The sequence below is a fragment of the Pantoea sp. genome (assembly GCF_028283705.1).
Taxonomy (GTDB): domain Bacteria; phylum Pseudomonadota; class Gammaproteobacteria; order Enterobacterales; family Enterobacteriaceae; genus Pantoea.
Genome location: NZ_JAPWKD010000032.1, coordinates 20,316 through 37,953 on the forward strand (window position 1 = coordinate 20,316; position 17,638 = coordinate 37,953).

Annotated in this window: 14 protein-coding genes; 7 read left to right on the forward strand and 7 right to left on the reverse strand. The window is 55.7% G+C overall.

Translation table 11 applies throughout. The features are described from left to right. The first annotated feature begins 32 nt into the window (after positions 1–32). The 3 genes from copA to ybaK all read left to right on the forward strand — a co-directional run bounded on the left by copA (position 33) and on the right by ybaK (position 4,063). Entirely contained in the window at positions 33–2,537 is a 2,505-nt protein-coding gene (gene copA, locus PW844_RS23075) for a copper-exporting P-type ATPase CopA (RefSeq protein ID WP_299456796.1), read from the forward strand. Positions 2,538–2,608: 71 nt separating this feature from the next. Next, positions 2,609–3,412, forward strand: coding sequence for a TraB/GumN family protein (locus tag PW844_RS23080; RefSeq protein WP_299456798.1), 804 nt, complete (start codon positions 2,609–2,611; stop codon positions 3,410–3,412). Between the two features lie 171 nt (positions 3,413–3,583). Then, positions 3,584–4,063, forward strand: a complete 480-nt coding sequence (gene ybaK / locus PW844_RS23085) for a Cys-tRNA(Pro)/Cys-tRNA(Cys) deacylase YbaK (protein ID WP_208714235.1) — start codon at positions 3,584–3,586, stop codon at positions 4,061–4,063. On the opposite strand, the gene PW844_RS23090 is transcribed toward ybaK, so the two are convergent. Continuing rightward, the gene (locus PW844_RS23090; RefSeq protein WP_299458288.1) at positions 4,060–4,929 is read right to left on the reverse strand and encodes a LysR family transcriptional regulator; all 870 of its coding nucleotides are present in this window, start codon (positions 4,927–4,929) and stop codon (positions 4,060–4,062) included. The two genes, ybaK and PW844_RS23090, sit on opposite strands and share 4 nt — an antisense overlap. A 90-nt stretch (positions 4,930–5,019) precedes the next feature. On the opposite strand from PW844_RS23090, the gene PW844_RS23095 reads away from it, so the two are divergent. Next, a complete protein-coding gene (locus tag PW844_RS23095) occupies positions 5,020–5,454 on the forward strand; it encodes a multidrug/biocide efflux PACE transporter (protein WP_084873244.1) in 435 nt (144 codons plus the stop codon). A gap of 3 nt (positions 5,455–5,457) precedes the next feature. Here PW844_RS23095 and ushA read toward each other — a convergent pair whose 3' ends face one another. Continuing rightward, on the reverse strand, positions 5,458–7,224 hold the full coding sequence (gene ushA, locus PW844_RS23100) for a bifunctional UDP-sugar hydrolase/5'-nucleotidase UshA (RefSeq protein ID WP_299456802.1): 1,767 nt from the start codon (positions 7,222–7,224) through the stop codon (positions 5,458–5,460). Positions 7,225–7,388: 164 nt separating this feature from the next. Here ushA and PW844_RS23105 point away from each other — a divergent pair, with 164 nt between their 5' ends. Together PW844_RS23105 and ybaL are read left to right on the forward strand one after the other, a co-directional pair. Next, positions 7,389–8,591, forward strand: a complete 1,203-nt coding sequence (locus tag PW844_RS23105) for an MFS transporter (protein ID WP_299456803.1) — start codon at positions 7,389–7,391, stop codon at positions 8,589–8,591. Positions 8,592–8,798: 207 nt separating this feature from the next. Beyond that, complete coding sequence (gene ybaL / locus PW844_RS23110; protein WP_299456804.1) at positions 8,799–10,487, forward strand: YbaL family putative K(+) efflux transporter; 1,689 nt, start codon at positions 8,799–8,801, stop codon at positions 10,485–10,487. A 49-nt stretch (positions 10,488–10,536) separates the two neighbouring features. Here the strand turns inward: ybaL and PW844_RS23115 are convergent, their stop codons facing one another. The 4 genes from PW844_RS23115 to PW844_RS23130 form a co-directional block, all read right to left on the reverse strand. Next, positions 10,537–11,838 (reverse strand): inosine/guanosine kinase, encoded by a 1,302-nt coding sequence (locus tag PW844_RS23115; protein ID WP_299456808.1) that lies wholly within the window; start codon positions 11,836–11,838, stop codon positions 10,537–10,539. Between the two features lie 57 nt (positions 11,839–11,895). After that, positions 11,896–12,855 (reverse strand): ferrochelatase, encoded by a 960-nt coding sequence (hemH, locus tag PW844_RS23120; RefSeq protein ID WP_299456810.1) that lies wholly within the window; start codon positions 12,853–12,855, stop codon positions 11,896–11,898. Positions 12,856–12,969: 114 nt separating this feature from the next. Further along, entirely contained in the window at positions 12,970–13,614 is a 645-nt protein-coding gene (adk, locus tag PW844_RS23125; RefSeq protein WP_299456812.1) for an adenylate kinase, read from the reverse strand. Positions 13,615–13,712: 98 nt separating this feature from the next. Beyond that, positions 13,713–14,603 carry a DUF6024 family protein gene (locus tag PW844_RS23130; protein ID WP_299456814.1) on the reverse strand — a complete coding sequence of 297 codons (891 nt, stop codon included), beginning with the start codon at positions 14,601–14,603 and terminating at the stop codon, positions 13,713–13,715. Positions 14,604–14,802: 199 nt separating this feature from the next. Here PW844_RS23130 and PW844_RS23135 point away from each other — a divergent pair, with 199 nt between their 5' ends. Next, a complete protein-coding gene (locus PW844_RS23135; protein ID WP_299456816.1) occupies positions 14,803–15,672 on the forward strand; it encodes a LysR substrate-binding domain-containing protein in 870 nt (289 codons plus the stop codon). Positions 15,673–15,713: 41 nt separating this feature from the next. On the opposite strand, the gene htpG is transcribed toward PW844_RS23135, so the two are convergent. Further along, the gene (htpG, locus tag PW844_RS23140; RefSeq protein ID WP_299456818.1) at positions 15,714–17,588 is read right to left on the reverse strand and encodes a molecular chaperone HtpG; all 1,875 of its coding nucleotides are present in this window, start codon (positions 17,586–17,588) and stop codon (positions 15,714–15,716) included. Positions 17,589–17,638 lie beyond the last annotated feature (50 nt).

The following is a 17,638-nucleotide window of genomic DNA, read 5'->3' on the forward strand; positions in this document are numbered from 1 at the left end:
GCAGTCAAACCTGAACGCATAAGGAGTTAAACATGTCACATACACAGTTGCTGGCGCTGGATGGCTTATCCTGCGGCCACTGCGTCAAACGGGTCAAAGAGGCGCTGGAACAGCGCGGCGATGTTGAACAGGCTGAAGTGACTCAGCAGGAAGCACGCGTCACGGGTGCCGCCAGCGCCAGCGATCTGATCGCCACCGTAGAACAGGCGGGGTATCACGCAGCGTTGAAAGACAGCCCAAAGTTTGAACCGTTGGCAGCATCAGAGCCGCAGCCGGAGGCGCTGGCAACGGAGTCCTATTCGCCCCCGGCAGATGAAACCCAGCCTGTCCATCACTTATTAATTGGTGGTATGAGCTGTGCCAGTTGTGTCAGCCGTGTTGAGCAGGCACTACAAAAAGTGCCTGGCGTCAATCAGGCACGCGTTAACCTTGGCGAGCGCAGCGCGCTGGTACTCGGTGATGCACAACCCGCAGACCTGATAGGTGCGGTTGATCAGGCCGGTTATTCCGCAGAAATTATCGAAGATGAACAAACCCGCCGTGAACGCCAGCAGGTCAGCGCCCGTCAGGCGATGCGCCGTTTTGGCTGGCAATCGGCACTGGCATTGTTGCTCGGCGTCCCGATGATGATCTGGGGCATGCTGGGCGACAATATGATGCTCAACGCCAGCAACATCACCTTATGGCGCACACTGGGGGTCATAACGTTACTGGTGATGGTGATAGCGGGTGGCCACTTCTATCGCAGCGCCTGGCGCAGCCTGCGCCACGGCACGGCAACCATGGATACACTGGTTGCGCTGGGTACCGGTGCCGCCTGGCTCTATTCTATGAGCGTGGCGCTGTGGCCCGAATTTTTCCCGATGCAGGCGCGTCATCTCTATTTTGAAGCCAGCGTGATGATCATTGGTCTGATCAATCTGGGCCATGCGCTTGAGCAGCGAGCACGGCAACGGGCTTCCCAGGCGCTGGAACGTTTGCTGGATTTAACCCCGGCCCAGGCTCGCGTTATCAGCGATCAGGGTGAAACCCTGCTGCCGCTGAGTGAAGTTCAGCCCGGCATGCTGATTAAACTGGTAACCGGTGACCGCGTGCCGGTCGATGGCGAAGTAGCCAGTGGCGAAGCCTGGTGCGATGAAGCCATGCTGACGGGCGAAGCCGTACCGCAAAGCAAACAGCCCGGAGACAAAGTTTACGCCGGTACGCTGGTACAGGATGGCACGCTGCGTTTTACCGCGCGAGCTACCGGCAGCCACACCACCCTGGCACGCATCATCAATCTGGTGCGCCAGGCACAGAGCAGTAAACCCGATATCGGACGTCTTGCTGACCGTATCTCCGCGGTATTTGTGCCCGTAGTGGTGGCAATTGCCCTGCTTAGTGGATTGATTTGGTATCTGGCTGGCCCGCAACCGCAGCTGGCTTACACGCTGGTGATTGTCACCACCGTATTGATTATCGCCTGCCCTTGCGCCCTCGGGCTGGCAACGCCGATGTCGGTAATTGCCGGGGTGGGTCGTGCCGCAGAGCTGGGTGTGCTGGTACGGGATGCTGATGCGCTACAGCGTGCCAGCGAAGTAGACACGCTGGTGTTTGATAAAACCGGCACCCTGACGCAGGGCTCACCTCAGGTCAGCGATGTGCTGTTGTATGCCGACTGGGATCGTCAGCAGGTGCTGCAGGCGGCGGCACAGCTGGAGCAAAGCTCCAGCCATCCACTGGCAAAAGCGATCATTGCGGCTACACCAGCGCTGCCTGCCGCTGACATTGAGCAATTTCGTACAATACGCGGCAAGGGCGTCAGCGCTAAAGTCGCAGGCAGAACGTTATTGCTAGGCAACCTTGCGTTGATGGAAGCGCAGCAGGTTGATTGTGCGGTCGCTCGTGATGATATCGAGCGGCTGGCAGCGCAGGGTGCCACCCCGGTAATGCTGGCGGATGAGCGCCAACTGCTGGGACTGATCGCCTTGCGTGACAGCCTGCGTCCGGAGAGCCGCGACGCGCTGCAACGCCTGCATCAACAGGGATATCAGTTGATCATGCTGACCGGCGATCATGAAAAAACCGCGCGGGCTATTGCTGCCGAAGCCGGCATTGACCAGGTTATTGCGGGCGTACTGCCTGAAGGCAAAGCGCAGGCCATTGCGCAGTTGCAACAGCAGGGGCGCAAAGTGGTGATGGTGGGCGATGGGATTAACGACGCTCCGGCACTGGCGCAGGCAGACGTGGGGATTGCTATGAGTGGCGGCAGCGATGTCGCTGTTGAAACCGCCGCCATGGCGCTGATGCGCAACGACCTGCATTGTGTCGCTGATGCGCTGGCCATTTCCCGCGCCACACTGCGTAATATGCGACAAAACCTGCTGGGTGCATTTGTTTACAACAGCTTAGGTATTCCGATTGCAGCAGGTGTGCTCTATCCCTTTACCGGGATGCTGCTTAGCCCGATTGTGGCCGGTGCAGCGATGGCGCTCTCCTCCATTACCGTGGTGAGTAACGCGAATCGTCTGCTGCGCTTTAAGCCGCCGGTGCGCTAATAGCAAGCCCTGCGCTGTTTTTTGTGCGTCGAAATCGCTAGCATGGATTTTTGACTTAAAAAGGACAGGGAATGAGACGCAGCCTGTGGCAATGCGTAACACAGCTAATAGCGCGACTGTTTCCGGCCAGCTACCCCTGGCCTGCGATGGATATTCAGCTTGGCGATCGCCGGTTACATCTGGTCGGCAGCATTCATATGGGCACACGCGATATGCAGCCGCTGCCCGCCCGTTTGCTGCGGCAGTTAGCAAAAGCTGATGCATTGATCGTTGAAGCCGATATCACCCAGGGTGGCTCACCGTTCGCCGACAGTGATGAGCTGCCGTCGCTGGCGGAGCGTCTGGATAGCGCCACCTTTAGCAGGCTGAACAGCTTATGTGACGAGCTGACGTTGTCGATAGCGATGTTTGATCATCTACCCCTTTGGCAAATTGCCTTGATGTTGCAGGCGCAACAGGCGCAGCGCCTCGGATTGCGACCACAATATGGCATTGATTACCAGTTGTTGCAGGCTGCCAAAAACGTCAATAAGCCGGTGATTGAGCTGGAAGGCCCTGACACGCAAATCGCCCTGCTGAAATCACTGCCAGACGATGGCCTGCCGCTGCTGCTGGATACGCTGGAGCACTGGCACACCAACGCCCGTTTGCTGCAAACCATGATCAGCTGGTGGCTTGATGCCCCGCCGAAACGGCAACCGGTAGCGTTACCCACCACCTTTAGCAATGAACTGAATGACACTTTGATGCGTAATCGCAACCAGCACTGGCGGGAATTGATGCTGGCACTGCCGCCGGGGCGTTATGTGGTGGCGGTCGGTGCGCTCCATCTTTACGGGGATGATAATTTGCCGGGACTGCTGAAGGCGCGCTAAAAAAGAAGGCCAATATTATTATTGGCCCGTCAAAGAAGAATTTGTTTATGATTTTGGTTATCACACAGCCATTACTGGCTGGCGCGGGCCAATTCTCGCGCAAAGTTCAGAATTTCGCCAGCATTATTCGCCACAATAAGTTTAAGATTTTTCTTAGCAAGGATTAAAAAAATGACTCCCGCCGTAAAACTGCTGGAAAAACAAAAAGTCAGCTTTACTTTGCATCCTTACGAACATGACAGCCATGAAACCAATTTTGGTGACGAGGCAGTGCGTAAGCTGAATCTGGATGCACGTCAGGTATTCAAAACGCTGCTGGTAGCACTAAACGGTGATGCCAAACAGCTGGCAGTGGCCGTCACCCCGGTTTCCACCCAGCTGGATTTAAAGAAGGTCGCCAAAGCACTGGGGGCGAAAAAAGCCGACATGGCCGATCCGCTGCTGGCGCAGCGCGTAACCGGTTATCTGGTGGGTGGGATTAGCCCGCTGGGGCAGAAAAAACGTCTGCCTACGGTGATAGATCAACAGGCCGCAGAGTTCGCCACCATTTTTATTTCCGGTGGGAAACGTGGGCTGGATATTGAACTGGCGGCGCAGGATCTGTCGCGTCTGCTGGATGCGCCGCTGGCGGATGTAGCCCGCCGTGATTAAGCAGGCTGCTGAGCGCAGAGTTGATCGATCATCCAACGCCCGGCAGGTCCGGGCGGATTGCGCCGCGACCAGACCGCTTCCACCGCAATATGCTGCGGCCATCCCGGCACCGGCAACTCCTGCAATACCTGATGACCAAACTGCTGTACCAGCCAGCGCGGCAGCACGCTCCAGCCAAACCCCTGTTCAGCCATCTCCAGCAATAACAGATAGGAAGGCGCAGACCACACCCGGCCAGCGGGCATCGGTTCGCGCGTTTCCACCCAGGTATTGAGCCGCAGCTGGCGCAAATCGCCCAATTGCCCCTCATTGACCTGTGCCTGTTGCGCCAGCGGGTGATCCTGATGCAGATAAATCGCCATCTGCGCCCCCACCTGCAACCGTGTCACCGCAATATCTGCGGGCAGCGCCGGCTGGGCGCGCACCACGCCCAGATGTACCCGCCCGGCCTGCAGCAGATCCAGCACATCGGCGTCTTCCGCAATCATGCATTCAAATTCGATATCCGGATAACGCGCCTCAAAACGGGTCAGCAGATTTTCATGATGATCCGCCTGCCAGAAGTCAGAAATCGCCAGGCTGAGGCGTGGCTCCACGCCCTGTGCCAGACGCACCGCCAATTCATCCAATCGCTGGCTGGCCGCCAGAATTTGCTGCACCTGCGCCAGCGCACGCTGGCCCTGCTCGGTTATGACCGGCTGACGCCCCTGGCGATCAAACAGCATAAAACCTAAATCATCTTCCAGATTCGCCACCGCACTACTAATGGTGGACTGGCTTTTGCCCAGCGCACGCGCGGCCGCAGAAAAAGAGCCGCTGGCCACAGTCTGTACAAAAGCCTCAAGGGATTCCGGGGAGTATTTCATCATTATCCATCGCTTTTATCGATAGGTGTTCATTTTATCTTAGCATCAGCAAGTGAGAAAATGCGCCGCGTAACAAATCAGGAGGTTTTTATGCGTACCCGTTCATTAAAAGAGCGTTTTTATCACGCCGCATGCTTTGAAATTCTGGCGATTTTGACTGTAGCACCCCTGGCAGCCTGGGCGATGGAGAAGCCGCTGTTTCAGATGGGATCGCTGGCGATTATGCTGTCGACCGTCGCCATGCTGTGGAACATGATTTACAACACCGGTTTTGACCGCCTTTGCCCGCCAGGTAAAGTGCATCGGGGTCCGCTGCTGCGTATTCTGCACGCGCTGGGCTTTGAAGGCGGCTTTATCGTGATTGGCTTGCCGATCGCCGCCTGGATGCTCAGTATTTCCCTGCTGGAAGCCTTTATGCTGGAAGTGGCGTTTTTCCTGTTCTTCCTGCCTTATACCGTGGCGTATAACTGGTTATGGGATAAGTTGCGCCAGCGCTGGCTGACGCGTAAGTCATGTCAGGCCTGAGATTTATTTCTCCACCGCATGGGGCAGAATCCACGCCAGCACCGTTTGCGGATAGCTGCGCTTCTTTGGTTTCTCCTGCGGTGTCTCCTGCGCTTTATCCCGTTGCTGCTTCTGTGCTTCCGTCAGGTGAACGATGTCATCACCTGGCGCGTAATCACTCACCTTCAGCGGTGAATGATGGCTGACCCAGTCACGCAAGACATCAGCATCACGCAACCCGGTGTTGCTATAGCCCGCATGGCTGTCGATGCGCGGATAACCATCACCGCCGGTGGCGTTAAAACTGTTGGTCGCCATGCGATAGGTTTTATCCATATCCAGCGGGACACCGTTGATTTTCACCTCACTGACACTGCTGCCATCGGCCACCAGGCTGATATGGGCAAACTGCGCAAAGCCGCCCGCATCGGTTGTGATGTTGGCGACCTTTGCCAGATAAGCCAACAATTCCCGGCCAGTCAGCGTCACGGAAACCACCTGATTGTTGAACGGCTGCACCTGCAATAAATCGCGCCAGCTGATCGCTCCCTGCGCCAGCGAGGTGCGAATGCCGCCGCCGCTCATCACCGCAAAGTCCGCTTTGGTCGCCGCCATCTGGGCGCGTAAAATCAGCTGCCCCAGATTGGTTTGCACAAAACGCACCTGGTCACGATCGCCAACAAAAACACCATCGCTGCTGCCAACCTTCACATCCAGTTTTGCTTCGGCACGTTTCTTGAACGAGGTCAGCAATTTCATCATCGCCGGGTTCTGCGGAATCTCTTCCTGCCAGGTCAGCCACGACTCGCTGCCGTCGAAATTCTTCACTTTGTGCTTCAGGTTAACCGGGATCAGCTGGTAGTTCTCCAGCGACAGCTCGCCGTTACGGAAAGTAAAATCGCCGCGCCCGACATATTTACCCCACTCTTTCGCCTGCACAATCCACACACCATTCTGGCGATCCGGCTGACAGGGCTGGCCTGGCTGATAATTTTTGACGCTGACATTCTCTTTTTCCATACAGACCGCATCATGCGAGTGGCCGCCGACAATCAGGTTGATGGTACCGGGCGGCAGGCTGCGTGCCAGCTCCACATCCCCCGGCGCATTGCTGCCGTGCCTGCCATCGTCATAGTGACCCATATGGGTCAGCGCAATAATCACATCCGGTTTTACGCTGGCACGCAGTTCCGCCACCGCCTTTTCGGTTTCCGTGACCGGATCGCGAATCTCCAGACCCGCCACGCTGGCGGGATTGGCGATGCGCAGCGTATCGGTGGTGGTCAGGCCGATCACCGCCACTTTCAGTCCCATACGGTTGAAGACCGCCCACGGCTTGAATAGCCGCTTACCGGTGCTTTTGTCGTAGATATTGGCGGAAAGGAAAGGGAATTTGGCCCACTTTTGCTGCTTTTGTAACACGCTGAGCGGCTTATCAAACTCATGATTCCCCAGCGCCATCGCATCATAGCCCACCAGATTCATGCCGCGGATATCGGGTTCCGCATCCAGCAAATCAGACTCCGGCACACCGGTATTCACGTCGCCACCCGACAGAATCAACACGCCGTTCCCTTTGGACTGCGCATCGTAGCGCTGATAATCCATCAGGGTTTTCTGCGCCGCAAGGCCATACTCACCCTGCGCGTTGGGCCAGTAATGGCCGTGCTGATCGTTGGTATGCAGGATAGTCAGACGATAGGTGCGATCGGTTTGCCAGGCCTGTGCCAGCATTGGCAACAGTAAGATGATCAACGCCAGCCAATGCGTTCTGCGTGGAAGTAACAACAAAGCCGATCTCCTTATTCTGCGTGTTTCCACTAACCAGTGGACTTTATGTGCTTTATCGCCCTTCTGTGTCGCACAGATCGCACTTTAACTCAAGATGAAAGGCTTATAGAGTCATGTGAGAAGTAACAACTTGATAACGAAAATTGGCACATTTCAGGAATTTTATGGCAAGCGATCATACCCTCACTTCCCCGACACGCGCTCCGGCGCGTACTGCATTTGGCATTTTAGGGGCTATCAGCCTCGCCCATCTGCTGAATGATATGTTGCAGTCACTGCTGCTGGCGATTTACCCGCTGTTGCAAAAAGACTTCAGCCTTAACTTTGTGCAGATTGGCCTGATCACCCTGACTTTTCAGGTGACCGCCTCTCTGTTGCAACCGTTGGTGGGTTATTACACTGACAAATACCCCAAACCCTGGTCACTCCCGGTCGGGATGGGCTTTACGCTATGTGGTCTGGTGCTGCTGACCTTTGCCAGCGATTATGTCCAGGTTCTGCTGGCGGCCGCGCTGGTGGGTAGCGGATCATCGGTCTTTCATCCGGAATCATCGCGCGTGGCGCGTATGGCATCGGGCGGACGTCACGGCCTGGCGCAATCGCTGTTCCAGGTCGGTGGCAACTTTGGTAGCGCCCTCGGCCCATTGCTGGCGGCGATGATTGTCGCCCCCTATGGCAAAGGCCACCTCGGCTGGTTTGTGCTGGCAGCGCTGCTGGGCATTATCGTGCTGTTGCAGGTCAGCCGCTGGTACAGCCATCAGCAGCGCGCCGCTAAAGCCAAAACCACCATCACGCCAGCGAACCCGCTGCCACGCAAAAAAGTGGCGCTGGCAATCAGCATTTTGTTGCTGCTGATTTTTTCCAAGTATTTCTATCTCACCAGCCTGAGTAGCTACTACACCTTCTATTTAATGCAGAGATTCGGCCTCTCGGTGCAAGCATCGCAGTTTCATCTGTTTGCCTTTTTGGGCGCAGTGGCGGCTGGCACCATTATTGGCGGGCCAATTGGCGATAAGATTGGCCGTAAATATGTTATCTGGGGTTCAATTCTGGGCGTTGCCCCCTTCACGCTGTTATTGCCACATGCCACATTAATGTGGACCAGTATACTCAGCGTGATTATCGGCCTGATTCTCGCTTCGGCATTTTCCGCCATTCTGGTTTATGCACAGGAGCTGTTACCGGGACGTATCGGTATGGTTTCCGGGCTGTTTTTCGGTTTTGCCTTCGGTATGGGTGGACTGGGCGCCGCGGTACTGGGCGTGGTTGCAGACCACACCAGCATCGAATGGGTATACCAAATCTGTGCCTGGCTGCCACTTATTGGCCTTTTGACTGCTTTCCTGCCTGATAATCGTCACGCCTGAGCCTGTTTCCGGGGGGAATTATTTTTCCCTTCCCCCTCTATTCAGCATAAATCCTGCCGATAGAGGGGGATAACTGATGAAAATGACGCTTCGGCGGCTTTTTTGTCAGTTTTCTACATATTCTGCGCAAATGTATAAACTCCGTTAGCCATTGTGCAGTAAACTAGGTTGTTACAAGCGGATACATTTGCTCACAAGGAGACAGGCATGCATCACACCACACCGTTGATCACCACCATTGTCGGGGCACTGGTCCTCGCCTTTCTCCTTGGTATGCTGGCTAATCGCCTGCGCATTTCCCCACTGGTCGGTTATTTACTGGCTGGCGTCCTCGCGGGTCCCTTCACGCCCGGCTTCGTCGCCGATACCAATCTGGCCCCCGAACTGGCTGAATTAGGCGTCATTCTACTGATGTTTGGTGTGGGGCTGCATTTTTCGCTGAAGGATTTGATGTCGGTAAAGTCTGTCGCCATTCCTGGCGCTGTGGCGCAAATCGCCGTGGCAACGCTGCTGGGAATGGGGCTGTCGTGGGCACTGGGCTGGTCAGTGATGACCGGTCTGGTATTTGGCCTGTGTCTCTCCACCGCCAGTACCGTGGTGTTGCTGCGTGCGCTGGAGGAGCGTCAACTGATTGACAGCCAGCGCGGGCAAATCGCTATCGGCTGGCTGATTGTGGAAGACCTGGTGATGGTCCTGACGCTGGTACTGCTCCCGGCTATCGCTGGCATGCTGGAACAAGGCAATGCCAGCCCGACGCTACTGGCGTGGGATTTGTTACTGACCATCGGTAAAGTGGTCGCCTTTATGGTGCTGATGATGGTGGTGGGCCGTCGTGTGGTACCGTGGATTCTGGCAAAAAGTGCGGCCACCGGTTCACGCGAGTTGTTCACCCTTGCGGTGCTGGCGCTGGCGCTGGGCATCGCGTTTGGTGCGGTTGAGTTTTTTGATGTCTCCTTTGCCCTCGGCGCGTTCTTCGCCGGGATGGTACTGAATGAATCGGAACTCAGCCACCGTGCGGCGCACGATACATTGCCGTTGCGCGATGCCTTTGCCGTACTGTTCTTCGTCTCCGTGGGTATGCTGTTCGACCCGATGATCCTGATCGAGCAACCGCTAGCGGTGCTGGGTGCGCTGGTGATCATCGTGGTGGGTAAATCCGTAGCCGCCTGGCTGCTGGTGACGCTACTGGGCCACTCACGCCGTACTGCCATGACGATCTCCGTCAGCCTGGCGCAGATTGGCGAATTCGCCTTTATTCTGGCCGGTTTGGGCATTTCGCTGGGATTGCTGAGCCAGGAGGGACGCAATCTGGTGCTGGCCGCCGCTATTCTCTCGATTATGCTCAACCCGATTCTGTTCACCCTGCTGGAGCGCTATCTCGAAAAAACCGAGACCATGGCAGAGCAGACACTGGAGGAAGCCATTGAAGAAGAAAAACAAATTCCGGTGGATATCTGCGATCATGCGGTGATTGTTGGTTATGGCCGTGTCGGCAGCCTGCTGGGGCAGAAACTGATGGAGGCCGATGTCCCGCTGGTAGTGGTGGAAAACTCACGAGCGCGCGTGGAAGCCCTGCGCGATCAAGGGATCAAAGCGGTACTGGGCAATGCCGCCCGCAGCGATACCATGGAACTGGCCCGGCTTGATTGCGCCCGCTGGCTGTTGCTGACCATCCCCAATGGCTATGAAGCCGGTGAGATTGTTACTGCCGCCCGCGAAAAACGTGACAATATTGAGATTATCGCCCGCGCCCATTATGACGACGAGGTGGAATATATTCTTGAGCGTGGTGCCAATCGCGTGGTGATGGGTGAACGCGAGATCGCTAACAGCATGCTGCATATGCTGGAAGAAGCGATCGCGCAAAACCCGATAGTACGTGAGTGCCCAATTTAATTCATTCGTATGATCTGCGTAGCGGCGCGATAAATCGCGCCGCTACTGCTTATCGATCCCAGTACGACTCTTCCAGGCTATCCTCGCGCTCCGGCAGGCCACGCGTCAGACGCGGTGAATGCTGGTTCAGCACCTGATAACTCACACGGTTGGCATATTTACACACCTGCGCCAGTGACGAATAGGTCAGATACTCCCGCGCATGCTTGCTGGAGTTCGGCACTTTCTGACGATGAAAGTTGTTGGCGGTGATGTCATGCAGCAGCGCCGCAAGAGCTGCATCACCTGCGCCGTTGGTGTTCATAATCTTCTCCGGCCCCCCCATATACGGGGCGATATGCGAGAAGATACGCAATGGCTGCTGACAATCCTGCTGACGCATCGCACGGCTGAACTCAAACTGGTTAAATTCCGCAATCGCCCCCGGCAGCAATGGATGGTTGGTTTTGCGTTTGTATTCCTGTTCGGTAAAGCCCGCCATATAGAGTCCGGTCGGCCCCGCCGTACATAACACCAGATCGACCCAGTCCAGCGCCATATTGGCTGCCAGCAGCGGGTCCGTTTCACCGGTCAGCGCCAGAGCTTCTTCTTCATTCATCGCCACAATGGAGACATGATCGCGCAGAAAATCACGCCAGAACTGCGGATCATCCTGAATGACGTATTTAGTGCCCAGCGTGAGGACCACCGGCACATTATGTTTTTTGGCGTAATCAATCGCGCGCAACGTCGCTTCAGGCATCGGTTCACCCGGCTGGCAACGCACCAGATAGGAGGTGAGCACCAGCGCGGACGCGCCCGCGATCACTTCTTCCGGGATGCTGGCGACCTGCAACTGGTTCATCAACCCCGGGCTGATGGCAAACGTACGCTCGCCCTGCTCACTAATCAGGGTAAAGCAACGGCCAATCGCGCCATCGACTCCCTGCAAATAATTGAGGTCCATACGGCTGGAAGTGTTGCACAAGTAGCGATAGGCATAGCTGCCAATCTGGATGTTGCTGCACATCACCCCCAGCAGCACCGAACGATCATCGGCCAGCACTGAGTAGTTATGCAGCGTATTGCCAATGGTGCCTCCGGCAAACTGATGGCTAATCAACTGGTCACGCAACAGCTCGTTGTAGAGCGCTTCGGCCGTTGCGTCATCAATCACCAGCGAATGACCGGCGCTGAGGCCGTAGCGTTGCAGGAAGTCATCATCAACTTTCGCTTCGATATCCACCAGCGTCTGGTCAATACCGACCACCCAGCTCCCCTCCTCCTGAACCTGTTGCGAAACCTGCAGCAGCGGATCGCGCGCGCTAACGGGGAAGTAGTGTTTGGATTTACGTTTGCCGGGAAATTTCATGGGGGATGCCGTGTGGAAAATCAGGCAGAGAATGATAGCACATTCTCTGCCGCTCCCTTAACGACGTGCGTTGACCAGCTGTACCATCATTTCGATGTGTTCATCGTCAGCGTTGAGCGCAGGGATGTACTCAAATTTTTCACCGCCGGCGTGCAGGAAAAACTCACGATTCTGCTCGCTAATCTCCTCCAGCGTTTCGAGACAGTCGGCGGCAAAGCCCGGACTCATCACCTGTACATGTTTGATGCCTTTCGCAGGTAAACCCTGCATGGTTTCATCGGTATAAGGTGTCAGCCACGGCTCCCGGCCAAAGCGCGACTGGAAGGTCATCATAATTTTATGCGGGGCGATCCCCAGCGCAGCCGCCAGTGCATCGGTGGTGTCTTTACAGCGCTGCGGATAATCATCGCCTTCGTCAGCAAAGCGCTGCGGGATGCCATGATAAGAAAGGACCAGCAGATCCGGCTCGCCATGCTGTGCAAACGAACGCTCGACTGACGCTTTCAGGGCGGCGATATACGCCGGATGCTCGGCATAATCACGGATAAATGCCACTTCTGGCAGTGAACGCAGCGGTTTGAAGCTGGTCGCCAGCCCATCCCACACAGCCGCCACCGTTGAGCAGGAGAATTGTGGATAGAGAGGCAGCACGATCAATTTGGTCACGCCCTGTGCCAGCAGGCGCTGAAGCGCGCCATCGAGACTCGGCTGGCCGTAGCTCATTCCCAGCTCGACCGGCATATCCAGCTGCTGCGCCAACGCAGCGCGTTGCCGCTGGCTGAACACCATCAACGGTGAACCTTCATCCATCCATACCGACGCATACAGTTTGGACACACGCGGCGATCGGAATGGCAAAATGATGAAGTTAAGAATCGGCCACCACAGCCAGCGCGGTGTATCAACCACTCGCGGGTCACCAAGGAATTGCTTCAGATAACGTTTAACTGCGGGTGTAGTGGGTGCCTCTGGTGTGCCTAAATTGACCAGTAAAACCCCGGGCTTTTCTTGCCTCATTGTATTTCCTTGCTGTCAAAACGAATGGGTCAAAATCGGGAGAAATTGTAGCGGAAAAAGCCTGAGGGGAAAGCAATTGCTGCAAAAGGGCCGGTAAACCGGCCCTGAGATGGCTTAACCGAGGATGGTTGCCAGCTGTGCACTCACTTCAGCAACCTGGCGGGTGCCGTCGATTTTGTGGTATTGCGTGTTACCGGCTTCTGCTTCTTTGCTGTAGTAAGCAATCAGCGGCGCGGTCAGCTGATGGTATTCCACCAGACGTTTACGCACGGTTTCTTCCTGGTCATCTTTACGCGTGGTCAGCTCTTCGCCGGTCACATCATCTTTACCTGCCACTTTCGGTGGATTGTATTGGATGTGATAAACACGACCAGACGGCGCATGCACGCGACGGCCAACAATGCGATCCACAATCAGTTCATCCGGCACGGCAAACTCAAGCACGAAATCGACGTTGATACCCGCCTCTTTCATCGCATCAGCCTGCGGAATGGTGCGCGGGAAGCCATCAAGCAGGAAACCGTTTTTGCAGTCTTCCTGGGTAATACGCTCTTTAACCAGCGCAATTACCAGCTCGTCGGTCACCAGTTTGCCGGCATCCATAATGGCTTTCGCCTGCTGGCCCAGCTCGGTGCCTGCTTTCACTGCCGCACGCAGCATGTCGCCCGTGGAGATTTGCGGAATACCGTATTTCTCCATGATGAATTGAGCCTGAGTGCCCTTACCTGCGCCCGGTGCCCCGAGCAGAATAATACGCATTGCGTAATTCCCCTTGCGAATCGCATTGATCAATCTGAGAAGGCGAAGACCATACCATTATGCCCCGCGCACCACAAGGAAAGGGGGCGCGGTTACGCCTAATGTCCTACTTTACTGCCTTTTGTTGCGGATACCAGCCCGATGCGGGATTTTTCCACTTTTTCAGAATCGCGACCGCTATTCAGCAGCTCGCGCAGACGTTTCGCCAGTTTGCTGGTCATATTCTGACTTTTGGTTGCACTACCGCGCACATTAGCGCGTAACATCATGCGCTTCTGCGCAGGCCACAGCTGCAAATCGGGATGCGGCTCCGGTGGCGGCTTGCCGGGTACTGTCGGCAAAATTGCAAACGGCAGACCGGGCTGCTGGAGTGATTGCAGTGAAAATGGCGCTTCAAGCGTGATTGTGTCAACACTGGCGATATTATAGGGCCGCCACTCCGCTGTCGCCATCTGCGCCAACGCCTGCTCCGGTGCATCACCGAGGGCCAGACCCTGTTCGAACAACCGCAACTCGCTGCGCACCAGCGTGCTGAAATCCTGGGTACGCAGCGCAATCAGCACCAGATCTGCACTCAACTCAGCGTGGCGATCCAGTCGTGCCACAAACAGTCGCGCATCACTGATCAGACGACGGTGCAACTGCGAGGCAAAAGACTCTGACGCATCCGTCACCCCCTGGCTTTGGCATTCATCCAGCGGGCGCACACGGCCATAGAACAGATCCACATGTTCAACCAGCGCGATATTTCCCGCCATGACCGGCACCGCAGGTAACACGCTTAATTCACTGGCGCGATATTGCGAGGCGTAACGTGACTGATTGCGTGCCTGTTCCTGACGTAAGAACAGCTGCGAGAGCAGCACCCGCGCAATATGTAATGAAGGGACGAAGAACAGATCGTACTGTTCAAGCCGGTAGTGACGGGAAAGCAAGCCGCGAAGCCGATCGCGCGCCGCCGCCCTGGCAGAAGCATTCTGTCGAGCCATCGCGTGATTATTCTCTTATTTTTTTGCTGTGTGGGATGGCGGGTGATGCTCAGGTCCATGGCGAAAATCACCGGCGTAAACACAGAGACGCCTGCCAGTCAACCCGCCAGAATCAGGGGGAAAGGTTAGGCCAATGCGGCTGGACTTTGAAATGATATAAACTGACAATCCCTGTTAGGTTTTTACACAGGGGATGAGTATGACCGGGCTACCTTCGTTACGTGCACTGCATTATTTTCACCAGGCGGCCCTCCACAGCAGTTTTAGCGTCGCCGCTGAACGCCTGCATGTGACTCACAGCGCCATCAGCCATCAGATTCGCCAGCTGGAAAGCTGGATGGGCAAGCCGCTGTTTGTTCGCACCAATGGACGCGTCAAATTAACCTCACATGGTGAGCGCTTGCTGGTCAGTTGCCAGAAAGCCTTTAGCGAACTGTCCACCACCTGCGAAAGTATTCGTACCGGCATGCGCCACCACCTCAGCGTCTCCTGCGCCCCCAGTTTTCTTTCCCAATGGCTGATCCCGCGTATCAGCAGCTTTTATCTGCGCTATCCCGACATCGAAATCCAGTTTCAGCAACTGGTGGAGATCGATCTGCTGCGCAGTGAACACACCGATGTGCTGATTCTCAGCTATGAACAGTCACCCGATGACGATATTGATGCCACGCTGATCAGCGATGATTACATCGGCCCGCTCTGCGCTCCGCAGTTTGCTGCGCGTTTCCAGAATGAACAGGACCTGGCCACGCTTCCGCTGCTGCATGCCGACACGCGGCTGCATGCCTGGGCTGAATGGTCGAAAACCAGCGGCACCCGGGGGAATTTTTGGGTGGGTAAACATTTCGACAATCTTACGCTGGGTATCCAGGCGGCAAGAAATGGGCTGGGGGTGATCATGGCACCGCGCCTGCTGGTCCGTCAGGAGTTAAACGACGGCACGCTGATCGCTCCGCTCGGCTTTGTGCGCGTAGATCGTGCCACCTGGATGATGACCAAAGCCTCGCGGCAGCATGATGCGGAGATTACGTTGTTTCGCGATTGGTTAAGGGATGAGGCGCTGCATTAAAAAAGGAGCGCATAAATGCGCTCCTTTGGGATGTCGTATGATTAAGCTGTCAGCAGCTGGTTCATACGACGGATAAACTGGTTCGGATCGTCCAGCGTACCGCGTTCGGCCAACAGCGCCTGATCCAGCAGCAGCTCCACCCATTCGCCAAAGCGGCTTTCATCCTGGGTATCTGCCACGCGTTTCACCAGCGTATGATCCGGGTTCAGTTCGAAGATATACTTCACATCCGGCACTTCCTGGCCCGCAGCAGCGAACAGTTTCGCCATCTGGGTGCTCATTTCGTTGGCGTCAGTGGTGACAATCGCCGGAGTATCGGTCAGACGATGGGTTAAACGCACTTCTTTGACACGCTCGCCCAACAGGGTTTTCACGCGGTCAACGAACGGCTCCAGCGCTTTTTCCGCTTCCTTCTGTTCTTCGGTTTCTTCATCAGCCAGCTTGCTCAGCGATTCATCCGCTTTGCTCACGGACTGGAAGGATTTGCCGTCGAACTCGGTAAGGTAACTCATCATCCATTCGTCGATACGATCGGACAACAGCAGAACCTCGATACCTTTTTTGCGGAACAGCTCCAGATGCGGGCTGCTCTTCGCCGCGGCGTAGCTATCGGCGGTGATGTAGTAAATCTTATCCTGACCTTCCACCATACGGCTCAGGTAATCGTCCAGCGAAATGGTTTGTTCCGCCCCTTCGCTTTGTGTGGTGGCAAAACGCAGCAGCTTAGCAATCTGCTGCTGGTTGGCGTTATCTTCCGCCGGACCTTCTTTCAGCACCAGCCCGAACTCTTTCCAGAACTGCTGGTATTTTTCCGCGTCATCTTTCGCCAGTTTTTCCAGCATTTGCAGGCTGCGTTTGGTCAGCGCACCACGCAGGCTTTGCGTCACACGGCTGTCCTGCAGGATTTCGCGCGACACGTTGAGCGGCAGGTCGTTGGAGTCGATCAGACCACGCACGAAACGCAGATAGTTCGGCATAAACTGCTCAGCATCATCCATGATAAACACGCGCTGCACATAAAGTTTCAGGCCATGTTTGTGGTCACGGTTCCACATGTCGAACGGCGCACGCGCCGGGATATACAGCAGGCTGGTGTACTCCTGCTTGCCTTCCACCCGGTTGTGACTCCAGATCGCCGGATCGCTGAAGTCATGGGCGATATGTTTGTAGAATTCGTTGTATTCTTCATCGCTGATTTCCGCTTTGTTACGCGTCCACAGCGCCTGGGCTTTGTTGATCTTTTCCCAGCTGGTCGCGTCGCTTTCTTCATCTTTGCTTTCGATTTCTACCGGCAGCGCGATGTGATCGGAATATTTGCTGATGATGCTGCGCACGCGCCAGGCATCAAGGAACTCATCCTCGCCTTCACGCATATGCAGGGTGATTTCGGTGCCACGATCGGCTTTTTCGATTTCTGCGAGGGTATATTCACCTTCGCCAGCAGATTCCCAGAACACACCTTCATCTGCGCTGGCACCGGCGGCACGGGTGCGTACAGTGACTTTATCGGCAACGATAAACGCGGAGTAGAAACCGACACCAAACTGGCCGATCAACTGGCTGTCTTTTGCCGAGTCAGAACCCATCGATTCCAGAAACGCTTTGGTGCCTGATTTCGCGATGGTACCGAGGTTCTCAATCACCTCATCACGACGCATGCCGATGCCGTTGTCGCTCAGCGTCAGCGTACGATTTTCCTTGTCGACCGAGATCCGCACACGCAGCTCGCCATCGCCTTCATACAGATCCGGTGCCGACAGCGCGCGGAAGCGCAGTTTGTCAGCCGCATCAGAGGCGTTGGAGATCAGTTCACGCAGGAAAATCTCTTTGTTTGAATAGAGGGAATGGATCATCAGGTGCAGAAGTTGTTTTACCTCTGACTGGAAGCCACGCGTCTCTTGTCCTTTCATGGTCATTGCTACCTCAACTGAATCGGGTTGATCGAACGTTGAGGAAGAGATGGGGA